A 16,361-nucleotide genomic window follows, 5' to 3' on the forward strand; every position below is an offset into this window, starting at 1 on the left:
CCCACGCCCCCTGAGACCACCCCGCCCGTGGTGCAGGCGAAGGCCACCTACGCGGACTTCATCAAGGACGGCCGCGCGGCGATGGGCCGCAAGAGCTTCAAGGCGGCCGTGACCGCCTACCGCAAGGCGCTCGCGCTCGACAGCGACTCCATCGAGGCGAAGACGGGCCTGGGCATCTCGCTGGCCAACAACAGCAGCACCAGCGAGGCCGGCTACCGGGAAGCGGCCAAGCTGCTCCAGGACGTCGTCAATGCGGAGCCCAAGAACGCGAAGGCCTGGTTCTGGCTGGGCAGCTCGCGGCAGTTCTCCGGTGATCAAACCCGAGCGGCCGAGGCCTATAAGAAGTATCTGTTCCTCGAACCGACGGGAAGCTCGGCGGACGAGGTGCGTGCCCTGCTCAATGGGATGAAATGAGCAGGGGAGGCGGCCTGTCCGCCTCCTGCCCGCCCTTGTTGTCGGAGTCGTCGTGCTCGTCCTGGGACTTGAAACCTCGTGCGATGAAACCGCCGCCGCCGTCGTGGAGGACGGGCGGCGCGTCCTGTCGGACGTCGTCTCCACGCAGGTGGACATCCACCGCCGCTGGGGCGGCGTCGTGCCGGAGCTGGCCAGCCGCAACCACATCGTCCAGGTGATGCCCGTCGTCCACGAGGCCCTCACGCGCGCGGACAAGACGCTGGACGACATCGACCTCATCGCCGTCACGTCCGGCCCCGGTCTCATCGGCGCGCTGCTCGTGGGGCTCCAGGTGGCCAAGGGGCTGAGCCTCGCCACCGGCAAGCCCTTCGTGGGCGCCAACCACCTGGAAGGGCACCTGCTCGCCATCCGCCTGCTGGAGGACGCGCCCGCGCCGCCCTTCCTGGGGCTCGTCGTCTCCGGCGGCCACACCAGCCTCTACGAGGTGCGCGACTACGGGAACTACCGCCTCGTGGGCCGCACGCGCGACGACGCCGCGGGCGAGGCCTACGACAAGACGGCGCGCATCCTCGGCCTGCCGTACCCGGGCGGGCAGCCCATCGACGAGCTGGCCCAGAAGGGCAACCCGGAGGCCATCCGCTTCCCGCGCGCGCTGCCCGGCGACAACCTGGACGTGTCCTTCTCCGGGCTGAAGACGTCGGTGCTCCACCACGTCCAGAAGCACGGCGTGCCGGAGGGCCAGGCCCTCCACGACCTGTGCGCGTCGTTCCAGGAGGCGGTGGCGGACGTGCTGTCGAAGAAGCTCGTCGCCGCCGCGAAGAAGCTGGGCCACAACCAGCTGGTGCTGTGCGGCGGGGTGGCGGCGAACTCGCGGCTCAGGGCGCTGTGCAAGCAGCGCGCGGAGGAGCGGGGCCTGCGCATGTTCCTTCCGCCGGTGCGGCTGTGCACGGACAATGGCGCGATGATCGCCGTCGCGGGGTATGAAGCGTGGCGCCGCGGCTTGCGCGGTGATTTCCGCCTCGCGGCCGACCCCGCCTGGCGCATGGAGTAGGGGCCTGACAGTGGATTCTCCGCGCGACATCCTCAAGCGCCACGGCCTGCGGGCCAAGCACAGCTGGGGACAGAACTTCCTCGGAGACCCGGACGCGCTCCAGTCCATCTCGGACGCGCTCGAGCTGCGCGAGGGTGAACCCGTGGTGGAGCTGGGCCCGGGCCTGGGCCACCTCACGCGCTTCCTCGCCGCCACCGGCGCGCGCGTCACCGCCGTGGAGCGCGACCGCGACATGGTGGCCGTGCTGGAGAAGGAAGCCATCCCCGGCGTGCGCGTGGTGCCCGGCAACGCCGCCACGGTGGACTTCGCCCAGGTGGCCGGCGCGGACGACATCGCGCTCGTGGGCAACCTGCCGTACCACCTCACCAGCCCCATCCTCTTCCAGGTGCTCGCGCAGCGCGCCCGCATCTCGCGTGCCGTCTTCACGCTCCAGAAGGAGGTCGTGGTGCGGCTGGCCGCGGAGCCTGGCAACCGCGACTACGGCTTGCTCACGGTGCTGCTCGGCCTGCACTTCGACGTGGAGCAGGTGCTCACGCTGGAGGCGTGGCGCTTCCATCCGCCTCCGAAGGTGGACTCCGCCGTGCTGCGCCTCACGCGGCTCAAGAAGCCCCGCGCCCCGCTGGTGGACGAGGCCCGCTTCACGCGGCTGGTGAAGGCCGGCTTCGCGCAGCGCCGCAAGACGCTGATCAACTCGCTCAAGTCCGACAAGGGCCTGGCGTCGCCAGAGGTGATGCTCGCGGCGCTCAAGACGGCGGGCATCGACCCGGGTCGCCGCGCGGAGACGCTCTCCCCGGAGGAGTTCGCTTCCATCGAGCGCGCCCTGGGGCCTGTCACCGCCATGGCACCGCCGCCCCCGGACGCGCCGGAAGCGGAAACTTCAGAAGAGTAGGGGACGTTCAGCGCTTCTGGCCCAGCGCGGCCAGAAGCCCACCCTGCTGGGAGAGGAACGCGCGGAACTCGTCCTCATCGATGCGCAGGCGCGCGAGCACGCCGCTGAGGACCTCGTCCACGGAGCCCTCCGGCCGGCGCTTCAGCTCGAAGGCCGTCTTCAGCAGGGCCACGCCATAGAGTGGATCCACGTCCACCGGAGGTGCGGGAGGGGCCGTGGCCGTACGGGCGGCGGGCACCACTTCCGTGGGCTCCACCAGGTCCACCACCGCCGTCTTCACCCGCTGCCTGCCGCGCATCTGTGGCCCGTCGCTCCCGCTGCTTGCGTGTTCGCGGGCACCGTAGGGGATGACCCCCAAGGGCGCAAGGGTCGGGTGATCCGGCGAAAATTGCCGGATGCACGGGGGCATGGTTGTGTTATCCGCCCCCCGCGCGCGCATGTGTCTCATGCGTGGCTTTCCGGGGGCGGAGGCCTCGGGCCGATGGACCACCGCTACATCGTCGTCGAAGGCCCCATCGGCGTGGGCAAGACGAGCCTCACCAACCTCCTCACGGAGCGACTGGGCAGCCGCCGCATTCTAGAGGTGGTGGAGGAGAATCCCTTCCTCTCCAGCTTCTACGCGGACCGGCAGAAGTTCGCGTTCCAGACGCAGGTGTTCTTCCTGCTCTCGCGCTTCCGCCAGCAGCAGGAGCTCTTCCAACAGGACCTGTTCCGCTCCGTCACCGTGAGCGACTACCTGTTCGCGAAGGACCGCATCTTCGCCAACCTCACGCTGGCCTCGGACGAGCTGGCGCTCTACGACCGCGTCTTCGAGGCGCTGGGGCCCCGCGTCCCGCAGCCCGACCTGGTCATCTACCTCCAGGCCCAGCTGGACGTGCTGCTGCATCGCATCAAGAAGCGCGGCCGTGAATTCGAGCGCAAGTTCGACGCGGGCTACCTGGAGTCGCTCACGCACGCGTACAACGACTTCTTCGCGCACTATCAGGACACGCCGCTCCTGGTCGTGAACACGTCGGACATCGACTTCGTGCACAACGAAGCCGACCGCGAGGACCTGCTGCTGGCCATCCAGAACGCGAAATCCGGCGTGCAGCACTACACCCCCAAGTCCCGCCGGGGCTGACGGCCGCCGCCCGCCTGGCTGCCTGGCGTGGGTTAAACCCCCACGAGGCCCCGAGGGCGTTAGAGTGCATCCCCGTGGAACCCCCGGCCTCCGGCGATCCCCCCTGGGGACGGCGAGGGGCCTGAAGTTCCACGCGGCTGTCCCACCCGTCTTGCCACAGGAGGTGAACCGTGAAGGACAAGGTCACCATCCACACGCTGAAGCGCCTGAAGCAGTCCGGTCAGAAGATCTGCATGGTCACCGCCTACGACGCGACGTTCGCGCGCATCCTCGATGAGGGCGGCGCGGACGTGCTCCTGGTCGGTGACTCGCTGGGCATGGTCATCCAGGGCCAGGAGTCCACGCTGCCCGTCACCATGGACCAGATGGTCTACCACGCGGCGGCGGTGGCTCGCGGCGCGAAGCGGGCGCACGTGGTGGGCGACCTGCCCTTCATGAGCTACCAGGTGTCGCCGCAAGAGGCGGTGCGCAACGCCGGGCGGCTCGTCTCCGAAGGCAACGTGGGCAGCGTGAAGCTGGAGGGCGGCGCCGAGTTCGCCGAAACCGTGCGCGCCATCGTCCGCGCCAGCATCCCCGTCATGGGCCACCTGGGGCTGACGCCGCAGTCCGTGCACAAGATGGGCGGCTACGTGGTGCAGGGCCGCGACGAGGACGCCGCGCGCCGCATGCTGGATGACGCGCTCGCGCTGGAGGCCGCCGGCGCCTATGCGCTGGTGCTGGAGGGCGTGCCGCTGGAGCTGGCGCGCACCATCACCCAGAGCCTGAAGATTCCGACCATCGGCATTGGAGCGGGCAAGCACTGTGATGGCCAGGTGCTGGTCTGCTACGACCTGCTGGGCATGAACCCGGACTTCAAGCCGAAGTTCGTGAAGCGCTTCGCCAACCTGCACGGGAACATCAAGGAGGCCGCGAACACGTACTTCTCCGAAGTGCGCGCGGGCACCTTCCCGGATGAAGAGCACAGCTTCAAGGCCACCAAGGGCATCCGGCTGGTGACGCCCACGCCGGCGGCCCCCGAAGCGGAAGGTGCTGGCGAGCCCGCGGAGAAGGTCGGCGGCATCTACGGGGCTCCCGTCTAGCCATGGCACCCCACGTCCTGCGCACCGTTCCGGAAGTGAAGGCCTGGGTCGCGTCCCTCCAGAAGGAGGGCAAGACGCTGGCGCTCGTGCCCACCATGGGCTTCCTCCATGAGGGACATGTCTCGCTCATGAGAGAGGGCGGCCGGCGCGCGGACGTGGTGGCTGCGTCCATCTTCGTGAACCCCACGCAGTTCGGTCCCAGCGAGGACCTGGCGCGCTACCCGCGCGACTTCGACGGGGACCTGGCCAGGTGCGCGAGCGCGGGCGTCACGGCCGTGTTCGCGCCCGAGCCCGCGGCGATGTACCCCCCGGGCTACCAGACCTACGTGGACGTCACGGAGGTCAGCCAGGGGCTGTGCGGCGAGCGGCGTCCCGGCCACTTCCGGGGCGTCGCCACCATCGTCACGCAGCTGTTGGCGCTGTTCCGGCCGGCCGTGGCGCTGTTCGGGGAGAAGGACTACCAGCAGCTCCAGGTCATCAAGACGCTCAACCGCGACCTGCACCTGGGCGCGGACATCGTGGGCATGCCCACGGTGCGGGAAGCGGACGGGCTGGCCATGAGCAGCCGCAACGCCTATCTGTCCGCGGATGGACGCCAGCGGGCGCTCGCCCTGTCGAAGGGCATCCGGGCGGCCCAGGCCCTGCTCGCCTCCGGCACCCGGGACACACGGGCGTTGGTGGAGGCTGCCCGCCGTGAATTGCAGGCGGCGGACCTCCGCGAGGACTACGTGGAGGTTCGGGACGCCGGGACGCTTTCACCCCTGGACTCGGTGGCGCCCGGACAGACGGCGCGCATGCTGGTGGCGGCCTTCTCGGGCACCACGCGGCTCATCGACAACATGCCGCTGGCCGGTTAGGAGACCCGGGACACGTTATGGCCGCTGGAAAGTCGAAGGGTGTGGGTGCGGAGCCGGGGGTGAAGCTCATTGCCGAGAATCGGCGTGCGCGCTTCGACTACACGGTGGATGAGAAGATAGAGGCCGGGCTGGAGCTCACGGGGAGCGAGGTGAAGTCGTTGCGTGAAGGAACGGCCAACCTGTCGGACGCCTACGCGCTCCAGAAGGGCACGGAGCTGTTCCTGCTCAACGCCCACATCGGCTCCTACAAGGCGGCCAGCGTCTTCGACCACCTTCCCACCCGGGGCCGGAAGCTGCTGATGCACCGGGCGGAGATAGACCGGTGGACGGCGAAGGTTCGCGAGCGCGGTTACTCCATCATCCCGCTCGTGCTGTACTTCAGGAAGGGACGGGCCAAGGTGGAACTGGGCCTGTGCCGCGGCAAGACGCACGAAGACCGCCGTCACGACATCAAGGAACGGGAGACGAAGCGGGAGATGGACCGGGAAGTGCGCCGTCGTTGAGGGCGCTCCCGCAATTCCCCTGCCGGACACGCTGGAATGGACAAGAAGGTTTCCGACAAGAAGGAGCGGCTGTTGGCCGCGCTCGACCAGGGCATGGTGATGATCCACCTGGACGCGCGTCGTCCGGGCGTGCTCGTCCCCGCCAGCCTCAGGGGCGAAGCGCACCTGCGCCTCAACCTCTCCTACCGTTTCGAGCCCCCCGACCTCACGGTGGGCGAGTGGGGCGTGCGCTGCACGCTGAGCTTCTCCGGTTCGCGCTTCACGGTGGCGGTGCCCTGGTCGGCGCTGTTCGCCATCGCCAGCCACGTGACGAAGGAGTTCTGGATGTACCCGGAGGAGATGCCGCCGGAGCTGCTCCAGCAGCCGCCGGTGGCGTCCGCCTCCGTCGCGCGTCCGCCGCAGCCCGCGCCGGTGCCCGTGGCCGCGGAGCGGCCCCGTGCCTTCCTGCGCGAGGTGCAGGCCGAGCACACCGAAGAGCCGGAGTCGCGTCCGGAGGTGGCGCCTCCGCCGCCGCCCGAGGGAGGCCCCCCGGACGAGCCGCAGCCGCCGCGCCGTGGCCACCTGCGGCTGGTGAAGTAGGACGACGGGCCCGGCGGAGCGTCAGCGCTTGAGCTCCGCCGCCACGTCCGACTTCTTGCCGCCCATGAACGACCCCGTCCAGACGCGGTAGCCCTTGAGCTTGAGCTGCACGGGGACGGCGCGCGCGGGGTAGACGTTGTCCATCACCAGCGGCGTCACGCCCACCTCCACGCCGTCCACCAGGACGGTGGCGCCGGAGGGCTCGCTGCGGATGGACAGGACCGCTGACGGGAGTCCGAGCGCGCGCAGCACCTGGAGCTCGTAGCGGGGCCACACGAACAGCGCGCCCGCAGCGAGCACTGCCGCGATGCCGAGCAGCGCCACGGCCGGTCCCCAGCGCCCGCGGGAGCGGGAAGGCGCCATGGGCTCGAACTCCGACGGCGAACTCTCCGCCCGGGGCGCGCGCTCCTCCAGCTCCAGGTCACCCTGAGCCGCCTGACGGATGCTGGGCCGGTTCATCCGCTCCGCGTCGTCCACGTCCGAGATGGACTGCGTGGCCAGCGCGGGAGCATCCGCCGGGGCGGGGGAGGGCGCCTGCGTCCGGGCTCGCGAGGCAGGGGGCGCCGCACTCGTCTGCGGTCGAGAATCAGGCGCTCCACTGGGCCCACTCGCCGGAGCCCGAGCGGGTGCGGACGCCGCCGCGTTCGCCTGAGGCCGAGAAGCAGCGGCCCCAGTGGGCCCATTCGCCTGCGCCCAAGCGGGTGCGGACGTCGCCATCGCGGGCGCGTTCGCCTGAGGCCGCGAAGGGCCTGGCCGCGCGGAGCCATGCGGGGCCGCAGGGTCGCGTCCCGGCACGGACGCGTCGGGAGCCATCGCAGGAGCCTCGCCCGCATCGCTCCAACGCCCGGAAGGCCCGCGCGTGCAGGACTCACAGGGAGAGTCAGGGGACTCCAGCGCCGAACCGCACAGGGCACAGGTGTGGACCACGGCGCCGGACGCGGACAGCGAGACGCCTCCGGCCGGTGGGCTCCACGGCTCCTCTTCCTCCGCCGCCACGGGGACAGAGGCCGGAGGCGCCTTCCACGCTGGCGAAGCGCCATAAGCCATCGTGGCCTGTCGTGCGCCAGACGCGGACGGGATGCGCCCCGTGTCCACGCCCTCGAGCGGCACGGCGGACATCACGAACGACGCCGACGTCGAAGCCGGGGCCTCCGCGAGCGCGGCCTGGGCCACCTCTCCCACGGACAGGGGCAGCCGGACGCCGCGCAGGAAGGTCGCCAGCGCGTGCGACGACGCGGGCTCCCCCGTCTGCGCGAGCCACCGCGCCAACGCCTCCGACACGTCCTCCGGCTCCGGAAAGCGGGCCGCCGGGTCGCGCGACAGCATGCGCAGCACCAGCGTGGCCAGCGACGCCGGCACGTCCGGCAGCGACGAGGGCGCGCGGTTGAGGATGGAGTACGCCACCGCCATCGGCTCCGCCGCCACCGACCCGAACGGGTGCTGCCCCGCGAGCAGCTCCGCCAGGAGGGTGCCGAGCGAGAACTGGTCGCTCAGCGCCGTGGCCGGCTCGCCCCGGAGCACTTCCGGCGCCGCATACGGCACCTTGCCCTTGAAGGCCCCGGGCTCCGTGCGCGACAGGCCCGCCAGCCGCGCGATACCGAAGTCCGTGACCTTCACCTCGCCTTCGCGCGACACCAGCAGGTTGGACGGGGACACGTCCCGGTGCGCCGTTACCACCGGGTGGCCGTCGTGCTGGCGGCGGTACGCGTGCTGCAATCCCGCCTGCGCCTGGCTCGCGATGAACACCGCCAGGTGCGGAGGAATGCGCAGTCCCTGGCGCGTCACCGCGCGGATCAGCGCGCCCAGGTCCCAGCCGTCCACCAGCTCCATCACCAGGAAGAGCCCTTCCGCGCTCTCCCCCACGTCGTGCACGGTGACGATGTTCTGGTGCTGCAGCAGCATGGCCAGCCGCGCCTCGGAGACGAACATCCGGGAGATGTCCGGCTCGCGCGCCAGGTGCGGCAGCACGCGCTTGATGGCCACGGTCCGCTCGAAGCCCTCCGCGCCCTTCGCCACGCCCAGGAACAGCTCCGCCATGCCTCCCGTGGCCAGGGGTTGCAGCAGCCGGTAGCGCGACGTCACGGGGACCTCCGGAAGGACGCGGTGGGGCGCTTCACCCCTGTGACTGGGTGATTTCGCGCAGGTGATTCCACGGGTAGATGCCCGTGGTGTGCTGGTCGCTGAAGACGAACGCGAGCGCGTAGTTGCCCACCGGCTGCATCTGCAGCACGCGCAGGTTCGCGGGCACCTGCGAGGGGTCCAGCGTGCGCTTCGCCGTCCACTCGTCCACGCACGCGGCGCACGGGCACTGCTGGCGCAGCACCTGCGCGGTGGCGGTCGTCGTCACGCCGTCATCCCACGTCAGCGTCAGCGACTCGCCGTCCGCGGACAGCTTCGCATCCGTCGCGCTGACGGGCTTGGGCGCGGGCTTGATGCGATCCCAGAAATTGCTCACCGGTACACCTTCCAAGGCTTTGGAGCAGCAGCCCCTCCCTACCATCCTTCCGGCGGAGTGGGGGGCCTGCCGCGAAAGCGAAGGACCCGGGGAACGGGGCTTCAGGAAGCCAGCTTGACGGGCTGCCGGTGGCCTTCCAGCCGCACGCCCCGCTGGGCCAGCACCGCGCGCAGCGCCAGCACCACCTTGGGGTCCAGCTGCGCGCCGCTCAGGTTGTCCAGGATCTCCATCGCCTTCTCCAGCGGCATGGCCTTCTGGTAGGGGCGCGTGGATGTGCATGCATCGAAGGTGTCCGCGCACGCCACGATGCGCGCGAGCATCGGGATGGCCTCGCCCTTGAGCTTGTCCGGGTAGCCCGTGCCGTCCCAGCGCTCATGGTGGTGGCGCACGCACGCGCGGACCGAACCCAGGAACGTCACCGGCCCGATGATGGCGTCGCCAATGGCGGGGTGCTCGCGCATCAGGGACATCTCCTGGTCGGTGAGCCGGGACTGCTTGCAGAGGATGTTCTCCGGAATGCCAATCTTCCCGATGTCGTGGAGGATGCCGCCGTACTGCAGTTGCCGCAGCTCGCGCTCGGTGAGCTTCAGCTCCTTGCCAATCTCCACCGCCACGTCGCCCACCCGCTGGCTGTGGCCACGTGTGTACGCGTCCTTGGAGTCGATGGAGTTGGCCAGCGCGACGATGGTCTCCAGGTAGCCCTTCTCCAGGCTCTCGTAGAGGCCGCGCGTCTCCATGTCGTACGCCATGAGTTGCTTGCTCATGTAGTTGAACGTCTGGGCCAGCTCCCCCAGCTCGTTCTTCTGCTTCAGGTGCACCTCCACGCCGAACTTGCCGCGCGCCAGCTCCAGCGACGTCGCGATGAAGGTCTTCAGCGGCTGCGTGAGGTTGCGGGAGAAGATGGCCGCCAGCACCAGCGCCACCAGGAAGGCTCCGCCCAGGCCCAGGAGGATGCGCCGCTCCATCGACTCAACCTGGCGGTAGGCGTTCTCCACGGGCTGCTCGGACACGATGGCCCAGCCCGCCTCCGGCAGCACCGAGTACGCGGACACCACCGCGTCGCGCCCCTCGCCGAAGTTGCCCACGTGGAACAGCTCCGTGTCGGGCGTGCCCTCGCGCTGCTTGAGCAGGTGCGCCAGGGGCAGCCGCTTCGACACGTCGTCACCCACCGCGCCCAGGTCACCGCCGCCGGTAATCAGGCGGCCATGCCGGTCCGCCAGGTACGCGAACCCCGTGCTGCCCACGCGCTCCTGCGCCAGCATCTGCCGCAGGCCCGCGAGCGTGATGTCCGCGGCCATGTAGCCCTGCACCGGGTCACCCACGGGGACGGCCAGCGTCACCACCGGCCCGCCGCCGCCGTGGGACGCCACCACGTCCGAGTAGCGCACCCCGGTGAGCCCCTCGTCCAACAGGGCCCGCGCGCGCTCCTCGTGCTCCGCCACCCCGCTGGGCGCCATGTCGTGCACCGCGAAGGCCTGCAGGCCGGGCAGCCGCTGCCGGTCCGCGCCGAACACGGTGAGCGCCAGCAACTCCGGGCGCTGGTTGAGCACCGCCGCGATGTGCAGCCGCTGCGTGTCTTGCGGCAGCGTGAAGAATCCGCCCGGCACGCTGGACAGTCCCACCACGCGCTCCGTGGGGTCCTCCAGGAAGCTCTCCGCCTTGAGCCGCAGCTGCTTCACGCGCTCCTGCGCCAGCTCCTGCGCATCGCGGATGAGCAGCTCGCGCGTATGGGACACCGACAACCAGCCCACCATCAGCGTGGGGATGATGCTGACCACCAGCATCAGGAGGAGGATGGCTTTGAAAAGTCGCACGGCGGTGGCTCCTCGCTCGGGTCAGGCGGCTACTTCTGCCACCCGTCCTTCACCTTGACGTTGAGTTCGAGCGATTCCGCGGCCAGCTCGAAGCGCCGTGTCTGGGAGGGCAGGGACCGCCCCTGCTCCGGACTCACCGCCGTCACCGTCCAGCGATAACGGCCCGCGGGCAGCGCCGGCAACGTCCATTGCCGCGCGGCCTGCACCGTGCGCACCGGCGCCGGTGCCGCTCCGCCCTCCACGCCTTCCGCGACGACCTCCACCTCGTAGCGCGTGGCGCCCGTGACGGAGGCCCACGCCAGCGTCACCGGCCCCAGGAGTCCGTTGGGCGAGGCCTTCAGCGCGAAGCGGGCCTTGTCCGCGGGCTGCGCCAGCTGCGGCGCGCCGGGCGGCTCCGGCAGCACGGTGCCCTGCTGCACGCGCACGGACTCGCCCTTCGCCAGCACGCGGGTGGCGTGCTGCGCCTCCACGGTGACGGGAGGCCCCTGCCGGTGGGTGACGGTGGTGGTGCCGCCGTCGTGGTCCACCTCCACCGTGAAGTTGGACGGCTGCTGCGGGTTGAGCAGCGCCCACGCCTCGTCCGCCTTGTGCAGCGCGTCCGCGTACCGGGCGGCCTGGAAGTGCGCCTCCGCGTCCTTCAGGCGGGACTCGGCTTCACGGCGGCGCGCATCGTTCGGCGCGGCCTTCACCGCCGCGCGCGACATCTCCAGCGCCTTGAGCGCCGTCTGCGGCTCCGTACCGGGTGCCTTGCGAGGGGCCGCCGAGGCGCCGCCTCCGGGAAGGGTCGTGCCGTCCGGAGGCTCTCGGCCCACGGCGGTCGGTGCGGTTGACGGCACCACGGACAGCCCCATCCACGCGCTGAGCCAGAGGGCGGCCTTCATTGGAATTCAATCTTCCTGCCCGCACGAACCGTGGCGGATGGGGTGGTGACGGACAGCGACTGGGTGGCCGGCTTCTCCAGGGTGGCGTCCACCCGTCCCCGCAGGACGGTGACGTCCGTTCGCAACTTGCTCTCCGCGATGCCCACCAGGGAATCACCCCCCAGGTGCAGCGTGCTGCCATTGGCGAACACCACCTGGGCGCTGGCCCCGGCCTCGGTGCGGACCTTGTCGTTTTCGTAGAGGGGCAGCTCGTCGCGCGCGGGGCTCCATTCGTCCGCCACCGCGCGTTTGATCTGCACGTCCCCCGTCAGCCCCCGCAGGTGCGCGCGGGGAACAGGCGGAGGCAGGGGCGCCTCGGTGGGCCCACGAGGCTTCTCATCGGCGGTACAGCCGGGAGGAAGGGCCATGAGTGCGACCGCGAAAAACAGGGGAGGCCAGCGTCGTACGTTCACCAGAGGGGTCTTCCTGAAAACCACTCTACCCGGAAACGCCGCGCCGGAGGGGCCTCCCGCCCCCTCCCGTTCACTCTCGCCCGCTCAGTCCAACCGCCTGTGCGCCAGGCACGGCAAATTCCGCCGGATGCGTGCCTGGAGCTCCGGATCCACCGGCGCCAGCGCCAGGCCCTCGCCCTCGGAGGCCCGCGCCGTCACCAGGCCCCACGGGTCCACCACCATCGCGTGGCCGTACGTCAGCCGCTGCGCGGAGTGCCGCCCGCCCTGCGCTGGCGCCAGCACGTACGCCTGGTTTTCAATGGCCCGGGCGCGCAGCAGCACCTCCCAGTGGTCCTTGCCGGTCATCATCGTGAAGGCCGCCGGCACCGCGAGCAGCGTCGCCCCGTCCTTCGACAGCCGCCGGTACAGCTCCGGGAAGCGCAGGTCGTAGCAGACGCTCATGCCCAGCCGGCCCACCACCGTGTCCACCGCCACCACCTCCGTCCCAGGCGCCACCGCCGCGGACTCCTGATAGGTGGCACCGTCGCCCACATCCACGTCGAACAGGTGCATCTTGCGGTAGACGGCCAGCCGGGCGCCGTCCGGGCCGAACAGGACGCTGGTGTTGTAGAGCCGGCCGCCGGGCGCTCCCTCCTCCAGGATGGAGCCGGCCAGCAGCGTCGTCTTCGTCCCCCGGGCCAGCTCCGCCATCCGGCTCAGGGTGGGGCCGTCCAGGGCTTCCGCGGCGGAGGGGCGCTCGGGCTCCGGGCCCATCCAGGAGAAGTTCTCCGGCAGGCCCACCAGGTGGGCACCCAGGGAGGCAGCCTGGCGCACGAGGCGCGTGGCCACATCCAGGTTGTGGGCCTTGTCCGCGGTGGACACCATCTGTGCGGCGGCGATGAGGTGCATGGGGGCGTTATAACGCCACCGGCGTCACTCGGAACCCCTGGGAATCCTTCACTCCCGGGGGGCGTTCGAGCCGGCGCCTCGGGGTGTGTCCTTCCTTTACACCCCGAGGGGGCGTGTGTTACGGGACGCCCCGACATTTTTCGACGCATCACATTCGAAAAGTGGGCCGCCGTGCCCGCTTTTCGCGTTTTTGGAGACCTGTTTCCTGGCCATGGAGCCGAAGAACATCAAACAGACGGTGGAGGAGAAGGCAGCGGCGCTGCTGGACCCCATCGTGGCGAACGAAGGCCTGGAGCTCCTGGACGTGGAGTACGTCCGCGAGCGCGAGGGCTGGGTTTTGCGGCTGTTCATCGACAAGCCCGGTGGCCGGGTGGGACTGGAAGAGTGCTCCCAGGTGTCGCGCGCGGTGGATCCGGTGCTCGACGTGGAGGACTTCATCCCCCAGGAATACAACCTGGAGGTCTCCAGCCCCGGGGTGAACCGGCCCTTGAAGAAGCCGGCGCACTTCGAACGGGTGAAGGGGCAGAAGGTCAAGGTGAAGACCTTCGGCCCGCTGGGTGACCCGCCGCGGAAGAACTTCAGCGGCACGCTCATCGGAGTGGCGGCCGACGCCATCTCCGTGGACGTGGAAGGGGGCGGTGCCTTCATCATCCCCTTCAAGGACATCGCCAAGGCCCATCTGGAGTTCGAGTTCTAGACGTCGACATACAGGGGACCCTGTTCGCGCCAGGGCCGCCCGTGGACCCATTTTCGGAGAAGACACAGCCATGCCCACGCCCGCCAACCCGGCAGTCAACCTCAACCTCGTCCTGGATCAGGTCGCCAAGGACAAGGGCATCGAACGGGCCGTGCTCATTGCCACCCTCGAGGACGCGATGAACACCGCGGCCAAGAAGCACTTTGGCCAGGACCGCAACCTGGAGGCCAAGTACGACCCGGAGAAGGGCGTCGTGGAGCTCTTCCAGGCCATCACCGTGGTCTCGGAGATCAACGACCCCGTCCAGGCGGTCAACCAGATCACCATGGAAGAGGCCCACAAGAAGGGCATGGAAGTGGAGCCCGGTGACGAGCTCGTCTTCCAGATCTTCTACCGGGACGAGGACGCCGCGGAAGCCAAGGCCCAGGACGACCAGTACGGTGACATCCTCCGCCTGAAGACCTTCCGCCGCGGCTTCGGCCGCATCGCGGCGCAGACGGCCAAGCAGGTCATCCTGCAGCGCACCCGCGACGCCGAGCGCGAGAACGTCTTCAACGAGTACAAGGACCGCAAGAACGAGATCGTCACGGGCATCGCCCGCCGGTTCGAGCGCGGCAACATCGTGGTGGACCTGGGCCGCGCGGAGTCCGTGCTGCCTGTCCGCGAGCAGGTCCCGCGTGAGACCTACCGCCCGGGCGACCGCGTCCAGGCCTACGTGCTGGACGTGCTCCGTGAGTCCAAGGGCCCGCAGATCGTCCTGTCGCGCGCGTCCGTGAACCTGCTGACCAAGCTCTTCGAGATGGAGGTGCCGGAAATCGCCGAAGGCATCGTCGTCATCGAGGCGGCGGCCCGCGAGCCGGGTGGCCGCGCGAAGATCGCCGTGTCCAGCCGCGACTCGGACGTGGACCCCGTGGGCGCGTGCGTGGGCATGAAGGGCAGCCGCGTGCAGGCGGTGGTGCAGGAGCTGCGCGGGGAGAAGATCGACATCGTCCCCTACGACGAGGACCCGGCGCGCTTCGTGTGCTCGGCCCTGGCCCCGGCGGAAGTGAGCCGCGTCATCATCGACGAGGCCAACCACGCCATGGAGCTCATCGTCCCGGACGACCAGCTGTCCCTGGCCATCGGCCGGCGCGGGCAGAACGTGCGCCTGGCCGCCCAGCTGACCGGCTGGAAGCTGGACATCAACAGCGAGAGCCGCGTGCGGGAGATGCGCGAGTTCGCCAGCCGCTCGCTCGGTGCCCTGCCGGGCGTCAACGAGATGCTGGTGGAGACGCTCTACGCGCACGGCTTCCGTCAGGCGCGCGACGTCGCGGACGCCAATGCGGAGATGCTGGCGCAGATTCCGGGCATCGACCCCACCCGCATCGCCTCCATGCAGGAGGAGGCCAAGAGGCGCATGGTGGAGGACCAGCAGGAACTGTCGCGCATGGACTACGAGCGCGAGCAGGCCCGCCTGGCCGAGGCCCGCCGCCACCCGGACGAGCTGTCCCAGCCGGAGCGCATGGCGCGCGTGCGCGGCGTTGGTGAGAAGACCATCGAGCAGCTCATCCTCGCCGGCTACCGCACGGTGGAGGACATCGCGAACGAGAAGGACCTCACCCGCCTGGGCGACGTGCCGGGCGTGGGCATCAAGAAGGCCCGCCAGCTGAAGAGCGCGGCGGAGAACTATCTGGTGGAGGAAGCCAAGCTGCGCGCGGAGCTGAACGCGGAGCGGGGTGCGCTGGCATCGGCAGGCGGGTCAGAGGGCGTGGAAGCGGCCAAGGCACCGTAACGACAGGGGGTAGGTGGATGCGCCGCGCAACCAAACGGCCCGGGATACATCCCACGGAAATCACGGCGTCAGGTCCGGTCAGGACCTGCGTCGGGTGTGGTTCTCGCAAGTCACAGGCGGAACTCACCCGGTTCGTGGTAGGTCCCCAGGGCGGCGTGGTGGCTGTTAAGCACCACTCGCACACAATTTCGGCTTTGGACTAGGGTGCTCGGCCTCGTCGTCGGCGGAGCAGAAGGCCAATCAAGGTATGTCGAAGAAGCGCGTTCACGAAATCGCCAAGGAGCTCAAGAGCCACGGGATTGAGCTCGACAATAAGGAGGTCGTGACCGAGCTCGCCGGGCTGGGTTACGACGTCAAGAGCCACTCGTCCTCGCTGGACGATGACCAGGCCACCGCCGCGGTCCAGAAGATCCTGGACAAGCGCAAGCCCAAGCAGGCCGCTCCGCCCGTTGCCGCCAAGGGCTTCGTGGTGCGCCGCAAGGTCGGTCCTCCCGCGGGCGCGTCCGCCCACGAGAACCAGGACGCCTACGCTCAGGCGAACGAGCCCGCCTACGAGCCGGAGTCCGAGCCGCAGGGCGCGGCTTACATGGAGCCGGAGGCCCCGCAGGCGCCTGTCGCCGTGGAGCCGCCGTCCACCACCGTGGAGCAGGCCCCCGTGGCCCGCGCCCCGGAGGCCCCGGCCGTGACGGCCACGCCGCCGGAGGCGACCGTCGCCTCCATCGCCGCCGCCCCCGAGGCGCCGTCGGCGTCCGAGGCTCCGGCCACCCCGCCTGTTGCCGCAACCGCCACCCCGCCCGTGACGCCGCCGTCCACTCCGCCTTCCGCGGCCGTGGTGGAGACGCCCCGGGCCGCCGAGCCGACCCCGGCCACGGCGACACCGCGCAGTCCTACGCAGGAGAGTCCCCGCT

18 protein-coding genes are annotated in these 16,361 nt (G+C 70.1%); 11 read left to right on the forward strand and 7 right to left on the reverse strand.

The window, feature by feature from the left end:
• From D7V77_RS31610 to rsmA, 3 genes are all read left to right on the forward strand, one after another.
• A partial coding sequence (locus tag D7V77_RS31610; protein ID WP_147452219.1) for a tetratricopeptide repeat protein occupies nucleotides 1-414 on the forward strand: 414 nt, incomplete at its 5' end.
• A 52-nt stretch (nucleotides 415-466) separates the two neighbouring features.
• Entirely contained in the window at nucleotides 467-1,465 is a 999-nt protein-coding gene (tsaD, locus tag D7V77_RS31615; RefSeq protein WP_120580007.1) for a tRNA (adenosine(37)-N6)-threonylcarbamoyltransferase complex transferase subunit TsaD, read from the forward strand.
• Between the two features lie 10 nt (nucleotides 1,466-1,475).
• On the forward strand, nucleotides 1,476-2,354 hold the full coding sequence (rsmA, locus tag D7V77_RS31620) for a 16S rRNA (adenine(1518)-N(6)/adenine(1519)-N(6))-dimethyltransferase RsmA (protein WP_120580008.1): 879 nt from the start codon (nucleotides 1,476-1,478) through the stop codon (nucleotides 2,352-2,354).
• A 7-nt stretch (nucleotides 2,355-2,361) separates the two neighbouring features.
• Here the strand turns inward: rsmA and D7V77_RS31625 are convergent, their stop codons facing one another.
• The gene (locus D7V77_RS31625) at nucleotides 2,362-2,652 is read right to left on the reverse strand and encodes a hypothetical protein (protein ID WP_120580009.1); all 291 of its coding nucleotides are present in this window, start codon (nucleotides 2,650-2,652) and stop codon (nucleotides 2,362-2,364) included.
• Between the two features lie 183 nt (nucleotides 2,653-2,835).
• Between D7V77_RS31625 and D7V77_RS31630 the strand changes: the two genes are divergently transcribed.
• The 5 genes from D7V77_RS31630 to D7V77_RS31650 all read left to right on the forward strand — a co-directional run bounded on the left by D7V77_RS31630 (nucleotide 2,836) and on the right by D7V77_RS31650 (nucleotide 6,495).
• Nucleotides 2,836-3,477 carry a deoxynucleoside kinase gene (locus D7V77_RS31630; RefSeq protein ID WP_120580010.1) on the forward strand — a complete coding sequence of 214 codons (642 nt, stop codon included), beginning with the start codon at nucleotides 2,836-2,838 and terminating at the stop codon, nucleotides 3,475-3,477.
• 170 nt (nucleotides 3,478-3,647) lie between these two features.
• A complete protein-coding gene (gene panB, locus D7V77_RS31635) occupies nucleotides 3,648-4,556 on the forward strand; it encodes a 3-methyl-2-oxobutanoate hydroxymethyltransferase (RefSeq protein ID WP_120580011.1) in 909 nt (302 codons plus the stop codon).
• A gap of 2 nt (nucleotides 4,557-4,558) precedes the next feature.
• The gene (gene panC / locus D7V77_RS31640; RefSeq protein WP_120580012.1) at nucleotides 4,559-5,413 is read left to right on the forward strand and encodes a pantoate--beta-alanine ligase; all 855 of its coding nucleotides are present in this window, start codon (nucleotides 4,559-4,561) and stop codon (nucleotides 5,411-5,413) included.
• Between the two features lie 17 nt (nucleotides 5,414-5,430).
• Nucleotides 5,431-5,916, forward strand: coding sequence for an SsrA-binding protein SmpB (gene smpB / locus D7V77_RS31645; protein ID WP_014398822.1), 486 nt, complete (start codon nucleotides 5,431-5,433; stop codon nucleotides 5,914-5,916).
• A 36-nt stretch (nucleotides 5,917-5,952) separates the two neighbouring features.
• Nucleotides 5,953-6,495 (forward strand): ClpXP protease specificity-enhancing factor SspB, encoded by a 543-nt coding sequence (locus D7V77_RS31650; RefSeq protein WP_120580013.1) that lies wholly within the window; start codon nucleotides 5,953-5,955, stop codon nucleotides 6,493-6,495.
• A 21-nt stretch (nucleotides 6,496-6,516) separates the two neighbouring features.
• Here the strand turns inward: D7V77_RS31650 and D7V77_RS31655 are convergent, their stop codons facing one another.
• The 6 genes from D7V77_RS31655 to D7V77_RS31680 all read right to left on the reverse strand — a co-directional run bounded on the left by D7V77_RS31655 (nucleotide 6,517) and on the right by D7V77_RS31680 (nucleotide 12,985).
• Complete coding sequence (locus D7V77_RS31655) at nucleotides 6,517-8,577, reverse strand: protein kinase (protein ID WP_120580014.1); 2,061 nt, start codon at nucleotides 8,575-8,577, stop codon at nucleotides 6,517-6,519.
• A gap of 31 nt (nucleotides 8,578-8,608) precedes the next feature.
• The gene (locus D7V77_RS31660) at nucleotides 8,609-8,995 is read right to left on the reverse strand and encodes a DUF971 domain-containing protein (RefSeq protein ID WP_120580015.1); all 387 of its coding nucleotides are present in this window, start codon (nucleotides 8,993-8,995) and stop codon (nucleotides 8,609-8,611) included.
• 56 nt (nucleotides 8,996-9,051) lie between these two features.
• On the reverse strand, nucleotides 9,052-10,764 hold the full coding sequence (locus tag D7V77_RS31665) for an HD domain-containing phosphohydrolase (protein WP_120580016.1): 1,713 nt from the start codon (nucleotides 10,762-10,764) through the stop codon (nucleotides 9,052-9,054).
• A gap of 29 nt (nucleotides 10,765-10,793) precedes the next feature.
• Complete coding sequence (locus tag D7V77_RS31670; protein ID WP_120580017.1) at nucleotides 10,794-11,645, reverse strand: peptidoglycan-binding protein LysM; 852 nt, start codon at nucleotides 11,643-11,645, stop codon at nucleotides 10,794-10,796.
• On the reverse strand, nucleotides 11,642-12,052 hold the full coding sequence (locus D7V77_RS31675; RefSeq protein ID WP_169821806.1) for a FecR family protein: 411 nt from the start codon (nucleotides 12,050-12,052) through the stop codon (nucleotides 11,642-11,644). The genes D7V77_RS31670 and D7V77_RS31675 overlap by 4 nt, the downstream gene beginning before the upstream one ends.
• A gap of 129 nt (nucleotides 12,053-12,181) precedes the next feature.
• The gene (locus tag D7V77_RS31680; protein WP_120580019.1) at nucleotides 12,182-12,985 is read right to left on the reverse strand and encodes a carbon-nitrogen hydrolase family protein; all 804 of its coding nucleotides are present in this window, start codon (nucleotides 12,983-12,985) and stop codon (nucleotides 12,182-12,184) included.
• Between the two features lie 211 nt (nucleotides 12,986-13,196).
• Here D7V77_RS31680 and rimP point away from each other — a divergent pair, with 211 nt between their 5' ends.
• The 3 genes from rimP to D7V77_RS31700 all read left to right on the forward strand — a co-directional run.
• A complete protein-coding gene (gene rimP / locus D7V77_RS31685) occupies nucleotides 13,197-13,682 on the forward strand; it encodes a ribosome maturation factor RimP (RefSeq protein ID WP_120580020.1) in 486 nt (161 codons plus the stop codon).
• A 70-nt stretch (nucleotides 13,683-13,752) separates the two neighbouring features.
• A complete protein-coding gene (gene nusA, locus D7V77_RS31690; RefSeq protein WP_120580021.1) occupies nucleotides 13,753-15,453 on the forward strand; it encodes a transcription termination factor NusA in 1,701 nt (566 codons plus the stop codon).
• 247 nt (nucleotides 15,454-15,700) lie between these two features.
• The coding region (locus D7V77_RS31700; RefSeq protein ID WP_199733923.1) for a translation initiation factor IF-2 N-terminal domain-containing protein at nucleotides 15,701-16,361 on the forward strand (661 nt) is incomplete at its 3' end.

It is taken from the genome of Corallococcus sp. CA041A, assembly GCF_003612075.1.
GTDB classification, from domain to species: domain Bacteria; phylum Myxococcota; class Myxococcia; order Myxococcales; family Myxococcaceae; genus Corallococcus; species Corallococcus exiguus.

What these genes read in the sequence shown, in the direction of transcription:
- D7V77_RS31625 (WP_120580009.1), bottom strand. Translation starts at nt 2,652, where the DNA reads ATGCGCGGCAGGCAGCGGGTGAAGACGGCGGTGGTGGACCTGGTGGAG.
- D7V77_RS31630 (WP_120580010.1), top strand. Translation starts at nt 2,836, where the DNA reads ATGGACCACCGCTACATCGTCGTCGAAGGCCCCATCGGCGTGGGCAAG.
- panC (WP_120580012.1), top strand. Translation starts at nt 4,559, where the DNA reads ATGGCACCCCACGTCCTGCGCACCGTTCCGGAAGTGAAGGCCTGGGTC.
- smpB (WP_014398822.1), top strand. Translation starts at nt 5,431, where the DNA reads ATGGCCGCTGGAAAGTCGAAGGGTGTGGGTGCGGAGCCGGGGGTGAAG.
- D7V77_RS31650 (WP_120580013.1), top strand. Translation starts at nt 5,953, where the DNA reads ATGGACAAGAAGGTTTCCGACAAGAAGGAGCGGCTGTTGGCCGCGCTC.
- D7V77_RS31660 (WP_120580015.1), bottom strand. Translation starts at nt 8,995, where the DNA reads ATGGTAGGGAGGGGCTGCTGCTCCAAAGCCTTGGAAGGTGTACCGGTG.
- D7V77_RS31670 (WP_120580017.1), bottom strand. Translation starts at nt 11,645, where the DNA reads ATGAAGGCCGCCCTCTGGCTCAGCGCGTGGATGGGGCTGTCCGTGGTG.
- D7V77_RS31675 (WP_169821806.1), bottom strand. Translation starts at nt 12,052, where the DNA reads ATGGCCCTTCCTCCCGGCTGTACCGCCGATGAGAAGCCTCGTGGGCCC.
- D7V77_RS31680 (WP_120580019.1), bottom strand. Translation starts at nt 12,985, where the DNA reads ATGCACCTCATCGCCGCCGCACAGATGGTGTCCACCGCGGACAAGGCC.
- rimP (WP_120580020.1), top strand. Translation starts at nt 13,197, where the DNA reads ATGGAGCCGAAGAACATCAAACAGACGGTGGAGGAGAAGGCAGCGGCG.
- nusA (WP_120580021.1), top strand. Translation starts at nt 13,753, where the DNA reads ATGCCCACGCCCGCCAACCCGGCAGTCAACCTCAACCTCGTCCTGGAT.